Origin of the sequence: Nocardioides soli (genome assembly GCF_014191495.1) — a bacterium.
Lineage (GTDB): Bacteria > Actinomycetota > Actinomycetes > Propionibacteriales > Nocardioidaceae > Nocardioides > Nocardioides soli.
In genome coordinates this window covers 118,278-132,750 of sequence record NZ_JACHWR010000005.1, presented here as the reverse complement: position 1 = coordinate 132,750, position 14,473 = coordinate 118,278, and the positions used below count along the sequence as shown (strand labels likewise).

Below are 14,473 nucleotides of genomic sequence, written 5' to 3'. Positions count from 1 at the left end.
GAGCGTTTGCCCGCGACGACGTCGGGTACCGCCCGTCGTGGCCCACACCCCCGGGCCACGACCAGGGAGGGAAAGACATGATCGTCCTCGGCGTCATCCTGCTGCTCATCGGCCTGCTGGCCGGCATCCCGATCCTCACGACGATCGGAGCGATCCTCGCGATCGTCGGCCTCGTGCTCAACCTCGTCCCGATCGGCGGCACCCGGCGCCGCGTCTACTAGACACGTCTCCTTGTCCGCTCCCGAGGTTTCCTGCCACCGGAGAGCGGGCATGGACGCCCCGTGACTCGTCTCCGGGTGGCACCGCTCGCGTGCCTGCTCCTCCTCGCCACGTCCCTCATCGCCCTCCCGGTCGGCACCGCGGGTGCCGCCGGGCCCGACCCGCTCCAGCGGGCCGGGCAGAAGGTCCGATGGCACCACACGACGTACTCCGACGCCGACGACGTCCGGCTCACCGCCAAGGGCAAGGTGCGCGGCGGCAAGCGTTCGCTGCAGCTGCAGGCGAAGTTCCCGGGTGGCTGGCGCACCTTCGCCCGCGGACACAGCAAGAAGTCCGGGCGGTTCCAGGTGACCGGCACCCTCAAGTGGTACGGCACGCACCGGGTGCGGCTCCACGCCGGCGGACGGCACGCGTTCAACCGAGCGACCAAGGTGCACGTGCGCCCGTCGTGGGAGCCGCGCGGCAAGGCCAAGTTCCACGGCTTCACCAAGACCCGCGGGCACCGGTACCTGTTCAACCCCTGCCAGGTGATCCGCTACCAGGTCAACGACGCCGAGGTCGGCCCGACCGGCCGCGAGCTGGCCAAGCAGGCGATGGAGCAGGTGGCCTGGGCCACCGGCATCAAGGTGAAGTACGCCGGCACCACGAAGGTCGTGCCGTTCCGCCACAAGCGCACCAAGCTGCGCAAGGGCGTCGACCTGGTGATCGCCTGGGCCCGCGAGGACCGGATCAAGCAGTTCCGGGGCACCACGGTCGGTGGCCTCGGCGGGCCGCTGTGGGGCCGGGCCGCCATCGCGCGGAAGGGCCACCGGAAGGTCTGGCTCACCCAGTCCGCAGGCGTCACGCTGAACACCGACCAGTGGTCCAACGGCACCCAGTACCCCGCCTGGGACGGCCCGGCCTTCACCGTCGGCCAGGTGCTGCTCCACGAGATCGGCCACGCCTTCGGGCTGCGGCACGTCAAGAAGCACCCCGACCAGCTGATGTACCCCTCCAACGGCCTGCCGGACCCCGACGGCGTCTTCCGGGCCCGCTACAGCCGCGGCGACCTCGCCGGGATGCAGCAGTCGGGTCTCGCCGCCGGCTGCGTCCGCAAGGCGTACTGGCGGTCGCGGACCGCCCGGGTCGCCCCGGCGCCGATCCCGGAGCCGATGCCGGTCACGACGCCACGGGGATAGCCGGACCGCCGGCGGGGTAGCCGGACCGCCGGCTCAGCCCTCCGGGTTTCGAGACGGCTCGCCGAGCCTCCTCAACCTCCTCGCTCTTCGCTTGCCCCTCGCGAGCTCGGGTCAAGCGAGCTCGGACATAGGGATCCGTACGCCGCGCTCGGCCGCGACCTCGACGGCCCGGTCGTAGCCGGCGTCCACGTGCCGGATCACGCCCATGCCCGGGTCGTTGGTGAGCACCCGCTCGATCTTCTGCGCGGCCAGCTCGGTGCCGTCGGCGACGCAGACCTGGCCGGCGTGGATCGACCGGCCCATGCCCACCCCGCCACCGTGGTGGATCGACACCCAGGTCGCCCCCGACGCCGTGTTGACCAGCGCGTTCAGCAGCGCCCAGTCGGCGATCGCGTCGGACCCGTCGAGCATCGCCTCGGTCTCGCGGTACGGCGAGGCGACCGAGCCGCAGTCGAGGTGGTCGCGGCCGATCACGATCGGTGCCTTCAGCTCGCCCGAGGCCACCATCTCGTTGAACCTCAGGCCGGCCAGGTGGCGCTCGCCGTACCCGAGCCAGCAGATCCGCGCCGGCAGGCCCTGGAACGAGACCCGCTCGCCGGCCATCGTGATCCACTTCCGCAGCCGCTCGTTCTCCGGGAACAGCTCCAGGATCGCGCGGTCGGTGGCGGCGATGTCGGCCGGGTCGCCGGAGAGCGCGGCCCAGCGGAACGGGCCCTTGCCCTCGCAGAACAGCGGTCGGATGTAGGCGGGCACGAAGCCCGGGAACTCGAAGGCCCGGTCGTAGCCGCCCTTGCGCGCCTCGTCACGGATCGAGTTGCCGTAGTCGAAGACCTCGGCACCGCGGTCCTGGAACTCCACCATCGCCCGGACGTGCGCGGCCATCGACGCCTGCGCCGCCTTGGTGAAGCCGGCCGGGTCGGCCTCGCGCTGCGCCTGCCACTCCTCGAACGGCACGCCGACGGGCAGGTAGAAGAGCGGGTCGTGCGCCGAGGTCTGGTCGGTCACGATGTCGATCGGCGCGTTCTGCTCGAGCAGCGCCGGCACCATCTCGGCCGCGTTGCCGAGCACCCCGATCGACAGCGGACGCCGCGCGTCGCGCGCCTCCACCGCCAGCTGCACGGCCTCCTCCAGCGACGCGGCGCGTACGTCGAGGTAGCGGTGGTCGATCCGGCGCTGGATCCGGGTGTCGTCGCACTCGATGCAGATCGCGACGCCGTCGTTCATCGTGACCGCGAGCGGCTGCGCGCCGCCCATGCCGCCCAGGCCGGCGGTGAGGGTGATCGTCCCGGCCAGGGTGCCCTCGCCCTTCGAGACGCCGCTCGTCCCTCGCGGCTCCTCAGGGACCGACGCGGCCCTTCGGGCGAGCTTGTCCGCGACGGCCGCGAACGTCTCGAACGTGCCCTGGAGGATGCCCTGGGTGCCGATGTAGATCCACGAGCCGGCGGTCATCTGGCCGTACATGGTCAGGCCGAGGTCCTCGAGCCGGCGGAACTCCTCCCAGTTGGCCCAGTCGCCGACCAGGTTGGAGTTGGCGATCAGCACCCGCGGCGCCCACTCGTGGGTCCTCATGACGCCGACCGGCTTGCCCGACTGCACGAGCATCGTCTCGTCGTCGGCCAGCGTCGACAGCGTGCGCACCAGGGCGTCGTACGCCTCCCAGCTGCGGGCGGCCCTGCCGGTGCCGCCGTAGACGACGAGGTCCTCGGGACGCTCGGCGTTCTCCGGGTCGAGGTTGTTCATCAGCATCCGCAGCGGCGCCTCGGTCTGCCAGGACCGGGCGCTCAGCTCGGTGCCGTGCGCGGCGTGGATCGGAAGGCGGGGGTTCGAGGTCGGCATGCCTCCAGTGAACGAGGTACGCCGGGCCTCCCGCCAGACCGACCAGCCCCGAGCCGTCTCGGATGCGAGACGCCCCCCGACTGTCACCGGACGATACCCAGTGACGATCTGGTCGTTCCGGACCGCCGGGAACAACCACACCGCCTGTGGCTATCCCCCACCGCCACCCACAAGACCACGCCGACCGGCCGACCTGTACCAGCCGGACCAGCCGAGCAGCCGACCGACAGCCAGCCCTCGGTGCAAGACGCCCCGACCGTCACCGGACGATACCCAGTGACGATCTGGTCGTTCCGGACCGCCGGGAACAACCACACCGCCTGTGGCTATCCCCCACCGCCACCCACAGGACCACGCCGACCGACCGAGCAGCCGAGCAGATAGACGGAGGGGTCAGACGCGGAAGCGGCCGACCGCCTCCTCGAGTTGGGCGCCCATGTCGGCGAGCTCGCCGGCCGCGCGCTCGGCGTCGGTGACGCCGGCGAGGGTCTGGGCCGCCGCATCCGCGATCCCGGAGATGTTGCTGGCGATCCCCTCGGAGCCGTTGGCCGCCTCGAGCACGTTGCGGTTCATCTCGTTGGTGGTGGCGGTCTGCTCCTCGACGGCGGAGGCGATCGTCATCTGGAAGTCGTTGATCTCCGCGATAACGGCGCTGATCTGACCGATGGCCTCGACGGCGCCGCTGGTGTCGGACTGGATCGTCTCGACCCGGCGCGAGATGTCCTCGGTGGCCCGCGCAGTCTCCTGGGCGAGCTCCTTGACCTCGCCCGCGACCACCGCGAAGCCCTTGCCCGCCTCACCGGCGCGCGCGGCCTCGATGGTCGCGTTGAGCGCGAGGAGGTTGGTCTGCTCGGCGATCGAGGTGATCGCCTTGACGACCGAGGCGATCTCCTGCGACGAGGCGCCGAGCTTGCCGACCGTCTCGGTCGTGGCGGCGGCGACGCCGACGGCGTTGCCCGCCACCTGGGCGGCCGCGTTGGCACTCTGCGCGATCTCGCGGATCGCCGACTCCATCTGCTCCGAGCCGGAGGCGACGGTGCCGACGTTGCGCGACACGTCGCCGGCCGACGACGAGACCACTTCGGCCTGCTGGGCGACCCCCTCGACGTTGGCCGCGATGGCGCCGGCGGTGCCGCGCAGCGCCGAGGACGAGCCGGCCAGCCGCTGGGCGAAGTCACGCACCAGCACCATCACCTTGCCGAAGGCGTCCAGGGTCGAGTTGAGCGAACGGTTCATCTCGGTGATCTCGCGGGCTCCGGACTCGGACACCCGCACGGTCAGGTCGCCGTCGGCGACCCGGGCCAGCACCTCGCGGGTCGCCGCGATCGGGCCGGCCACGCTGCGCGCGGCACCGATCCCGAGGCCGACGGAGAGCAGCAGGCCCACGCAGATGATGACGATGGTCGTCGTGCGGGCGGACTCGAACGCCTCCCGCGCGGACGCCGCCTGCTCGGCGGCCTCCTGCTGCTCGGCGGCGTTGGCGGCCGTGATCGACTCCTCGGCCTGCGCGGCGTACGTGTCGAGGTCGGCGAGCGCCGCCGCGAACTCGGCCGGCGGGAGCTCGCCGCTCTTGAGCAGCTGCAGCACGGCGTTGTTGCCTTCGACGGCGGCGGTGAAGTCGCGGATGTTGTCCGCGACGCTGGCCGGCAGGTCCATCGCTTGGACCGCCTGGACCCGCTGCACGAGCGCCTCAGAGGTCCGCTGCACCGCCTGCTGCTCCTTGGCGAGGGTGTCCGCCGGGATCGACTCGATCGCGGTGCGCGCGTCGTGGGCGGCGTACTCCCACCAGAGGACCTGGAGGCCACGGGTCGCGTCGAGCTGGACGGTGCCGCGCTCGTAGACCGCCTCGGCCCGGTCGCTGATGCTGCTCATGCGGGTCAGCGCGAACCCGGCGACGACGACGCTGACCAGGGCGACCACGAGGAACGCGGCGAGCAGCCGCGTGCGCAGCGACAGCCCGGTCAGGCGCGCGAGACGGGGTGCGGACGATGAGTTGGACACAGTGAGACCCTCCTCGCCGGATCGGCGGTCGACCCGGCGCGGTAGGCCCATCGACCGACCCGGCGGCGACCTGAGCGATCGGCCGCCCGAGCGTCAGCGGAGCGGCCCGACCACACCCTCGGCCGCCTCCAGCACCGCGCCCGAGGCGACCAGCGCGACGGCCGCCTCGATCTCGGGCGAGAGATGGCGGTCGGGGCCCGGGCCGTCGATGCCGGACTCCCGGAGGAGCCGGACGACGGATCCGGTGGCCGGCGAGGGGGTCAGCGGGCCGCGCAGGTCGAGCGCGCGGGCGGCGGTCAGCACCTCGATCGCCACCACCCGGGCCAGCCCGTCGACGGCGCGGCGCAGCTTGCGGGCGGCCGACCAGCCCATCGAGACGTGGTCCTCCTGCATGGCGCTGGAGGGGATCGAGTCGACCGAGGCCGGCGCCGCGAGCCGCTTGAGCTCCGAGACGATCGCGGCCTGGGTGTACTGCGCGATCATGTGGCCGGAGTCGACGCCCGGGTCGTCGGCGAGGAACGGCGGCAGCCCGTGGTTGCGGGCCTTGTCGAGGAAGCGGTCGGTACGCCGCTCGCTGATCGATGCCACGTCGGCGGCGACGATCGCCAGGAAGTCGAGGACGTACGCGACCGGGGCACCGTGGAAGTTGCCGTTGGACTCCACGCGCGACTCGTCGGCGAGCACGACCGGGTTGTCCACCGCCGAGGCGAGCTCGCGGCCGGCGACGGTGGCGGCGTACTCCACGGTGTCGCGCGCGGCGCCGTGCACCTGCGGCGAGCAGCGCAGGGAGTAGGCGTCCTGCACGCGGTTGCAGTCGGGGCCGCGGTGCGACGCGACGACCCCGGAGTCCGCGAGCAGCGCCGCCAGGTTGGCGGCCGACGCGGCCTGGCCGGGGTGTGGCCGGATCGCCTGCAGCTCGGGCGCGAAGACCCGGTCGGTGCCGAGCTGCCCCTCGACCGACATCGCGGCGGCGATGTCGGCGGTGCGCAGCAGCATCCGCAGGTCGCGGATCGCCAGGACCAGCATGCCGAGCATGCCGTCGGTGCCGTTGATCAGCGCCAGGCCCTCCTTGGCGACCAGCTCGACCGGGGTCAGCCCGGCCGCGGCGAGCGCGTCGGCCGCGGGCATCAGCGTGCCGGCCGCGTCGCGCACCTCGCCCTCGCCCATCAGCGCGAGCGCGCAGTGGGCCAGCGGCGCGAGGTCGCCCGAGCAGCCGAGGGAGCCGTACTCCCGCACCACCGGCGTGATCGCGTGGGTCAACAGCGCCGCGAGCAGCTCCGCGGTCTCGCAGCGTACGCCGGTGTGGCCGGTCGCCAGCGTCGAGAGCCGCAGCAGCATCAGTGCGCGCACCACCTCGCGCTCGACCTCGGGACCCGAGCCCGCGGCGTGCGAGCGCACCAGCGATCGCTGCAGCTGGGCGCGCATCTCCGTCGGGATGTGCCGGGTCGCGAGCGCGCCGAAGCCGGTCGAGACGCCGTACGCCGGGGTCGGCGCGGCGGCCAGCTCGTCCACGACGGCACGGGCGCGGTCGATGGCGGCGAGGGCGTCACCGCCGATCCGGACCGCGGCGCCGTCGCGGGCGACGGCGAGCACATCGGCGAAGGAGACGGGACCGACGCCGACCTCGACGGTCGGTCGGTCGGGGGTGATACCGGAGGTCATGCCCGCAATCCTCGTCGCCCGCCGGCACCCTCACCAGGGCGCCGGATCCCCTCGCCGTCTGAGATCCGAGACGAAGCCGGAGCGGTCCCATCCGTGACCCCGATCACAGTAACGCGTTCCAGTCCTGCACGTTGACCCGAGCGGAGGGATGCCCCATGCCAGAGCTCAGAACCCGGACCGCACGGACGGGTGTCGCCATCGCGACAGTCGCACTCCTCGCCCCGATCGCGCTGTCGGCACCGACCTGGTCCGCGCGGGCCGCCGGGCCCGCCGCCGATCGAGGCGTCGGGCGGACGCCCACGGAGTTCGCGCTGCGCGGCTCCGGCTTCGCGACCGACGTGAAGGGTGGCCAGCTCCCCGCGGCCGCGGGCGCCACCGCCCTGGCGGTGATCGGCTGCACCACGAAGACCGGCATCGACCGCGGCAACGACCTCGCGTCGGTCCGGATCCCCGGCCTCGGCGCCGTCGCCGGCAGCCGGACCCGCACCTGGACCAGTCGCAGCGGCGGCGAGGTCGCGATCACCACTCGGCACCGGGTCGGCGAGGTCGTGCTCAGCGACTCGCCGCTCGGCACCCTCAGCCTCTCCGCGATCACGACGACCGCTCGAGCCGCCCACGACGGGACCGGCTTCCACGCCGCCACCTCCACCGAGCTCGGCGGGCTGGCCTTCACCCCGCCCGGCGGAGCCCCGCAGGAGCTGAAGCTGCCCCTGCCCGGACACCCGGTCACCATCCCCGACGTCGCGACGATCTCGCTGGCCTCGACCTGGACCCGGGAGCGGAGCGACCGGGCCCGGGCCTTCGCCAACGGCCTGCTGGTGCACCTGCTCCGGACCGACACCCGCGTCCGCGTCGCCCACGCGGGCGCGGAGATCTTCAGCGGGGCCCGCCACGGCGTCTTCGCCGGCTCGGCGTACGGCGTGAGCGGCTCGATCGGCGGCGAGCTGGTCGGCCTCGGCCGCAACCCGGTGCAGCGGGTGCCCTGCCAGGGCACCGGCGGCACGGTCCGGAGGTCCTCGCTGGCAGGTCTCGACCTCGCTGGCCAGATCAAGGTCGGCGCGATGACCAGCGAGGGCCTGGGCGCTCAGACCGGCGCGGAGGCCTGGGGGTTCTCGAGGGCGACGGTGGCCGAGGTCGACCTGGCCGGAGCCCTGCGGATCGAGGGCGTGGTCGCCCAGGCGACCGTCGAGCGGCGGGGCAGGAAGGTCTCCCGCAGCAGCGACGGCTCCTCCCTCGGAGCGGTCACCGTCGACGGTGAGCGGCGGTACTTCCCCGACACCGGTCCGCTCGAGATCCCGGGCGTCGCGAGGCTGGAGCCGCTGATCGTCCAGCGGCTCGCGACCGGCCTGAAGGTGATCGGGCTCCGGGTGACGCTGCTCGACGGCACCGGCGCGGTGCTCGACCTCGCGACCGCCCGGCTGCGGATCGGCAGGAGCGGCAACCCGACCTGAGCGGCAGGACGGCGGCGCGGTCATTCTGCAAGACGGCGCCTGCCCGACCGGCCGACGCGGCGTTGACTGAGGGCTGTGTCCCTTCGTCAGCAGGCCGCGCCGGCCGGCCCCGCCGGCATCGGCACCGGCCGCCGGTGGACGATGCTCGCCACCAGCACAGGGGCGCAGGCCGCGGCGGCGGTGATGGTCCACGGCCCGGCGTTCCTGATCCCCACCCTCCACCGGCAGCAGGGCATGGGCCTCGCCGAGGCCGGCGTGGTGGCCGCGGCACCGTTGATCGGCGTGATGCTCACGCTCGTGGCGTGGGGCTGGGTCACCGACCGGCGGGGCGAGCGGTTCGTGCTGCTCACCGGCCTCGGGTCCACCGTCGTCGCCGGGGTCGCCAGCGCCCTGACCGGCGGCCTCGCCCCGCTCGTCGTCACGCTGCTGCTGGCCGGCGCCGCGGCCGCCAGCACGAACGCGGCCAGCGGGCGGGTGGTCGTCGGCTGGTTCCCGCCCGAGCGCCGCGGACTCGCGATGGGCATCCGGCAGATGGCCCAGCCCGTCGGCGTGGGCGTCGCCGCCATCTCGATCGCGGTGGTCGCCGAGGCGCACGGCGTCCAGGCCGCGCTCTGGGTGCCGACCGTCGCGTGCGCACTCGCTGCGCTGCTCGTCGCCGCGACCGTCGTCGACCCACCGCGTCCGGCACGCCGCGAGGGCGCCGTCGCCGCGAACCCCTACCGGGTCGACTCCTACCTCACGCGCATCCACGGCGTCTCGGTGCTGCTGGTCGTCCCCCAGTTCCTGGTGTGGACGTTCGCCCTGGTCTGGCTGGTCCAGGACCGCGGCTGGTCGACCGCCGCGGCCGGCGTCGTGGTCGCGGTGGCCCAGGTGGCCGGCGCGCTCGGACGGATCGCCGCCGGTCATCTCTCCGACGTCGTCGGCGCGCGGATGCGGCCACTGCGCTGGGTGGCACTGGTCGCATCGGCCGTCCTGGCCCTGCTCGGCCTCGCGGCGGCGCTGGACCTGGCGGTCGCCGTGGTGCTCATGATCGTCGCGACCCTGGTGACGGTCGCCGACAACGGCCTGGCGTTCACCGCCGTCGCCGAGCGCGCCGGGCCGTTCTGGTCCGGACGCGCACTGGGCGCACAGAACACCGCCCAGTACCTCGCCGCGTCTGCCGTGCCACCGGTCGCGGGCCTGGCGATCGCGCACCTCGGGTACGCCGCGGCCTTCGCCCTGGCCGCCCTGTTCCCCCTCGTGGCGGCGCCGCTGGTGCCGGTGCGCGGGGAGCGCCCGCTGTCCTGACCCCGGAGCCCGAGTCCCGGAGGAGTGCGCCGCGCGCCGCGGGGTACGGCGTGGGGAGAGCCTTGCCCGAGGAGGGACCATGACCACCGCCATCGTCATCATCGTCATCGTCGTCGTGCTGCTGGTCGCGGCCGCCGCGATCCTGACCACCCGCCGCCGGCGTACCCACCAGCGCCACCGCGCGGCGCAGGTGCGGGCCGAGGCCGCCGGTCAGGCGGGCGCGGTCCGGGACTCGCAGCGGGACGCGGCCGCCGCGGCGAGCCGGGCGGACATCGCCCGCGCCGAGGCCGAGCGCGCGGAGCAGGAGGCGACCGAGGCCCGCCGCGGGCTGCAGATGGAGGAGGCCCGCCAGGAGGACGCCGTGCGGGAGGCCGACGCCATCGACCCCGACGTCGACCACCGGTCCGACGGCTACCAGCCCGGCACCGGTACCCACCGCGGCACCTGAGCGGGCGCCGGAGCGGCCACGCCGTACCCTGCGGCCATGAGCCAGGTGCCGGCCGCGACCCGCGCGATGCGGGTGCTGCGCTTCCTCGCCGGCCAGCCCGACCCGGTGGCGCTGGACCGGATCATGCGCGCGTGCGAGCTGCCGCGCAGCACGACGTACCACCTGCTCAACGCGATGATCGACGAGGGCTTCGTCGTCCACCTCGCCGACGAGCACCGCTACGGGCTGGGACTCGCGGCGTTCGAGCTCGGCAGCGGCTACGCACGCCAGGAGCCCCTCCAGCGGCTCGCCCGGCGGCCGCTCGCGACGCTCGTCGACCGGGTCGGGCAGTCGGCGCACCTGGCGGTGCTGCACGGTCGCGAGGTGCTGTACGTCGTGGAGGAGCGCGCGCCCGGCCGCCCGCCGCTGGTCACCGACGTCGGTGTCCGGCTGCCCGCGCACCTGACCGCCAGCGGTCGCGCGGTGCTCGCGCGGCTGCCCGCGCCCCAGGTGCGCGCTCTCTACTCCCAGGCCGCGGACTTCGTCGACCGGCACGGCGCCGGGCCGCGCTCGCTGAGCGCGCTGCGCCGCGTGCTCACCGACACGCGCCAGCGCGGGTACGCCGTCGAGGACGGCGAGGTCACGCCCGGGCTCGCCAGCGTGGCGGTCGCGGTGCTCGACCACAACGAGCACCCGGTCGCCGCCGTCGCGGTGACCTTCCCCCGCGACGAAGGGGACCAGCCGCGCCTGGCCGGCGCGGTCACCGCCACGGCGACCGCGCTCACCCGTCGGATCAGCGGGCGCTCCACCGAGCGGTGATCGGGCCCTGTGCCGGGGCGGTGGTTTCGAGGCTCGGGCCTGGCGGCCCTCGCGCCTCAACCACCGACACCTCTCGAGCCCCGACACCTCTCGACCACCGACATCGAGCGACGCGGCCGAAATCGGGGCGACGGCGGGCACCGGGTCGGGTTGGATGGCCGGGTGAGCACGCCGACGCCCCGCGCCGGTCTCGGCCTGGTGCAGATCTGCCTCGCCGGCATCCTGTGGGGCACCGGCGGGCTCGGCGTCCAGGTGATCCGCGACCGGGTGCCGATGTCGGTGCTCACGATCAGTGCCTGGCGGATGGTGATCGCGGCGGCGGTCCTGCTCGTCGTCCTGCTGGCGCTGCGCCAGCTGCGGGGGCTGGGGACGCTCGTGCGCACGCACCCCACCCGGGTGATCGTGACCGGCTGCGGCACCGCGGCGTACCAGGCCCTCTACTTCGGCTCCGTGGTCGCGGTCGGCGTCTCGGTCTCCACCGTGGTCAGCCTGGGCCTGGCGCCCGTGCTGCTGACCGTCGCCGAGTCGGTACGCCGACGCTCGGCGCCGACGCTCGGCCAGGTCGCGGTGCTGGTGCTGGCGCTGGCCGGGCTGGTGCTGGTCAGCCTGGCCGCGGGCGCCCACGACCCCGGCCCGCACCCGACGCTGGGCGTACTGCTGGCGGTCGGGTCCGGCACGACGTACGCCGCGACCACGGCGATCGGGCGCTCCCTGACGCACACCACGAGCCCCCTGACCCTCACGACCGCGACGACCACGGTCGGGGCGGTCGCCCTGCTGCTGGTGGCCGCGCTGGGCGGCTCGCTCACGACCGGCTCCGGCGACGCCACCGTGACGCTGACGCTGCTCTACCTCGGCATCTTCACGATGGCGCTCGCCTACGGGCTGTTCTACGCCGGGCTGCGCACGGTCCCGGGCAGCGCCGCCGTGATCGCCACGCTGCTCGAGCCGGTGACGGCCGCGCTCGTCGCCGCGGTCTGGCTCGACGAGCGGCTCGGCGTCGCCGGCATCGTGGGCACCGCGCTGATCCTGGTCGCGGTCGCCGGCCTCGGACGGCGGCAGCCCGAGCCCGCCGTACCCCCGGGGTAGCCCGCTCGTTGAGTCAGGCGTGACGAACCCGCGCCCCGTCAGCCGTCTCGTGATCGCCGTGGTCGCCGCCGGCGCCCTGCTCACCGGGGCCGCCGTCCTCGGCGGCGCGGCGGGCGTGCGCGAGGGCGCGCTGTCGGCCCGCTACGGCGCGGCCCAGGCCGCGCTCGGCGCCCGGGAGCAGGACCAGAACGCCGTCTCACGGGCCGGCGAGCTGGGCGCGGCGACCCGCGACCCGACGACCGCGGCCGAGCGGACCGCGAGCGCGGCCTACGTCGCGCGAGAGCGGGCGCTGCCCGATCCCGACCTCACCTCGGTGCGGGTCACCCGGCCGCGCACGCAGCACCCGCAGGATCGCTACGCGATGGCCAACGGCTGCTACGACCTGGCCGGCGCCCCGATCTACTTCAAGCCCACCGATCTCGGTGACTACCTTCTCTACGACGCCGACCGCGCCTTCGTGACGGCCGGCGGTGCCCGCGCGGACCGGCCCGGCACCGGGACCGTGTGGACGGCCCGGAAGTCCGGACCCTGGTTCACCTTCACCAACGACGAGGTGCCGCTGAGCATCGACGGCGCCCGCCGCTTCCGGCTGACCCGGACGACCGGATGCACGGCGTACCCCGAGTCGCAGATCGACGTCTCCGGCCGGCCCCACGCGGGCGTCACGCCGTACCAGGAGGTGCGCGGGTACGTCGACGCGCACACCCACGGCATGGCCTTCGAGTTCCTCGGCGGCGCCGCCCACTGCGGCAAGCCTTGGGATCAGTACGGCGCACCGTACGCGCTCGTCGACTGCCCCGACCACACCGCGACCGGCGGGTACGGCGGCGTGCTGGAGTCGGTGCTCTCCGGCGAGCCCCACCACGACCCGGTCGGGTGGCCGACCTTCCGGGACTGGCCGGCGCCGGAGTCGCTGACCCACGAGGGCACCTACTACCGCTGGCTCGAGCGGGCCTGGCGCGGCGGGCAGCGGATCTTCGTCAACCTGCTCGTCGAGAACGACCAGCTGTGCCGGCTCTACCCGCTGAAGAAGGGCCCCGAGTACGCCGCGTGCGACGACATGCGGTCGATCGCCCGGCAGGCCGACGACATGTACCGGCTGCAGGACTACGTCGACGCGCAGTCCGGCGGGCCCGGCCGCGGCTTCTACCGGATCGTGACCAATCCCTTCCAGGCGCGGAAGGTGATCAACGCCGGCAAGCTGGCGGTGGTCATGGGCATCGAGACCAGCGTGCCCTTCGGCTGCACGACGAAGCTCGACGTCCCGCAGTGCGACATCGGGGACATCGACGAGCAGCTCGACCGGGTGCGGGCGATGGGCGTGCGGCAGATGGAGCTGGTCAACAAGTTCGACAACGCCCTGGCCGGGGTGGCCGGCGACAACGGCGCGGTCGGCACGGCCGTCAACGCGGCGAACTTCCTCGAGACCGGGTCGTTCTGGGACATGCGGCACTGCGAGCCCGCCGACGGCGAGTCGCACGACCGCGACCAGGTCGCCATGCCGAGCATCTCCGCGCAGCAGCAGGACGCGCTGTTCGGCGCGATCGGGTCGCTGTTCGGCACCCTGCGCGTGGCGCTGCCCCTCTACGGCCGGGCGCACCACTGCAACGCGCGCGGGCTGACCACGCTGGGCGAGCACACCATCGCGGGCCTGGCGGAGCGCCACCTGCTCTTCGACCCCGACCACATGAGCGTCAAGGCCCGCGCGACCGCGCTCGACCAGATCGACGACCTCGGCTACCACGGCGTGATCTCGAGCCACTCCTGGTCGACCCCCGACGCCTATCCCCGGATCTACCGGCAGGGCGGCTTCATCACGCCGTACGCCGGCGACTCGACCGGGTTCGTCGAGAAGTGGCGTCGGCACGTCGGATGGGCCGACCCTCGCTACTACTGGGGCATCGGGTACGGCGCGGACATGAACGGCCTCGGCGCGCAGGGCGACCCACGTGGCTCCGACGTGGCCAACCCCGTCACCTACCCGTTCCGAGGGCTGGGCGTGGTGAGCGTGGAGCGGCAGCGGGCCGGCGAGCGGGTCTACGACATCAACGTCGACGGCGTGGCGCAGTACGGCCTCTACCCCGACTGGATCGCCGACCTCGGCAAGGTCGCGGAGGCCCAGCGGCGCGGCGACGGCGCCCGGATCCGGGACGACATGGCGCGCGGCGCGGAGGCCTACCTGCAGACGTGGGAGCGCGCGGTGGGCGTCGCGCCCGACTCGTGCCGCAACCCGGAGCTGCGCAAGCCGCTCCGCAGGGTCGAGTCGCGGGTCCGGCAGGGCATGTCGACCAAGGACGTGCTCCGAGCGGTCGGGCAGCCCTACCAGCGGCTCGGCTCGACGTACCGCTTCTGCGCTCGCACCGGGAGTGACCCGAAGGTGCGGGTGACCGTGACGTTCTCCCGGCGCGGGAAGGTCACCGGCCTGACCGCACGGACGTGAGCTCCCAGAAGTTACTTGCAGGTAGGATCATTCTCACGTCCCGCGGGCCTGACGTCGCGGAGCA

11 protein-coding genes are annotated in these 14,473 nt (G+C 73.9%); 8 read left to right on the top strand and 3 right to left on the bottom strand.

Going from position 1 to position 14,473, the window contains the following annotated elements:
* Nucleotides 1–77 precede the first annotated feature (77 nt).
* Together FHU40_RS24840 and FHU40_RS29780 are read left to right on the top strand one after the other, a co-directional pair.
* A complete protein-coding gene (locus FHU40_RS24840) occupies nt 78–221 on the top strand; it encodes a hypothetical protein (protein WP_183595197.1) in 144 nt (47 codons plus the stop codon).
* Between the two features lie 60 nt (nt 222–281).
* Nucleotides 282–1,397, top strand: a complete 1,116-nt coding sequence (locus FHU40_RS29780; protein WP_183595196.1) for a matrixin family metalloprotease — start codon at nt 282–284, stop codon at nt 1,395–1,397.
* 111 nt (nt 1,398–1,508) lie between these two features.
* Here the strand turns inward: FHU40_RS29780 and hutU are convergent, their stop codons facing one another.
* The 3 genes from hutU to hutH form a co-directional block, all read right to left on the bottom strand.
* On the bottom strand, nt 1,509–3,233 hold the full coding sequence (gene hutU, locus FHU40_RS24830) for a urocanate hydratase (protein WP_183595195.1): 1,725 nt from the start codon (nt 3,231–3,233) through the stop codon (nt 1,509–1,511).
* 393 nt (nt 3,234–3,626) lie between these two features.
* Complete coding sequence (locus tag FHU40_RS24825; RefSeq protein WP_343058045.1) at nt 3,627–5,234, bottom strand: methyl-accepting chemotaxis protein; 1,608 nt, start codon at nt 5,232–5,234, stop codon at nt 3,627–3,629.
* Nucleotides 5,235–5,327: 93 nt separating this feature from the next.
* A complete protein-coding gene (gene hutH, locus FHU40_RS24820) occupies nt 5,328–6,884 on the bottom strand; it encodes a histidine ammonia-lyase (RefSeq protein ID WP_343058051.1) in 1,557 nt (518 codons plus the stop codon).
* Between the two features lie 167 nt (nt 6,885–7,051).
* Here hutH and FHU40_RS24815 point away from each other — a divergent pair, with 167 nt between their 5' ends.
* From FHU40_RS24815 to FHU40_RS24790, 6 genes are all read left to right on the top strand, one after another.
* Nucleotides 7,052–8,347, top strand: coding sequence for a choice-of-anchor P family protein (locus FHU40_RS24815; RefSeq protein ID WP_183595193.1), 1,296 nt, complete (start codon nt 7,052–7,054; stop codon nt 8,345–8,347).
* Between the two features lie 75 nt (nt 8,348–8,422).
* Complete coding sequence (locus FHU40_RS24810; RefSeq protein ID WP_343058044.1) at nt 8,423–9,634, top strand: MFS transporter; 1,212 nt, start codon at nt 8,423–8,425, stop codon at nt 9,632–9,634.
* Between the two features lie 79 nt (nt 9,635–9,713).
* Entirely contained in the window at nt 9,714–10,082 is a 369-nt protein-coding gene (locus tag FHU40_RS24805) for a hypothetical protein (RefSeq protein WP_183595192.1), read from the top strand.
* 36 nt (nt 10,083–10,118) lie between these two features.
* Nucleotides 10,119–10,880 (top strand): IclR family transcriptional regulator, encoded by a 762-nt coding sequence (locus tag FHU40_RS24800; RefSeq protein WP_183595191.1) that lies wholly within the window; start codon nt 10,119–10,121, stop codon nt 10,878–10,880.
* Nucleotides 10,881–11,042: 162 nt separating this feature from the next.
* Nucleotides 11,043–11,969: an EamA family transporter gene (locus FHU40_RS24795; protein WP_343058042.1), complete on the top strand. Its 927-nt coding sequence runs from the start codon at nt 11,043–11,045 to the stop codon at nt 11,967–11,969.
* A gap of 19 nt (nt 11,970–11,988) precedes the next feature.
* Nucleotides 11,989–14,409 carry an amidohydrolase family protein gene (locus FHU40_RS24790; RefSeq protein ID WP_183595190.1) on the top strand — a complete coding sequence of 807 codons (2,421 nt, stop codon included), beginning with the start codon at nt 11,989–11,991 and terminating at the stop codon, nt 14,407–14,409.
* The last annotated feature ends 64 nt before the right edge of the window (nt 14,410–14,473 follow it).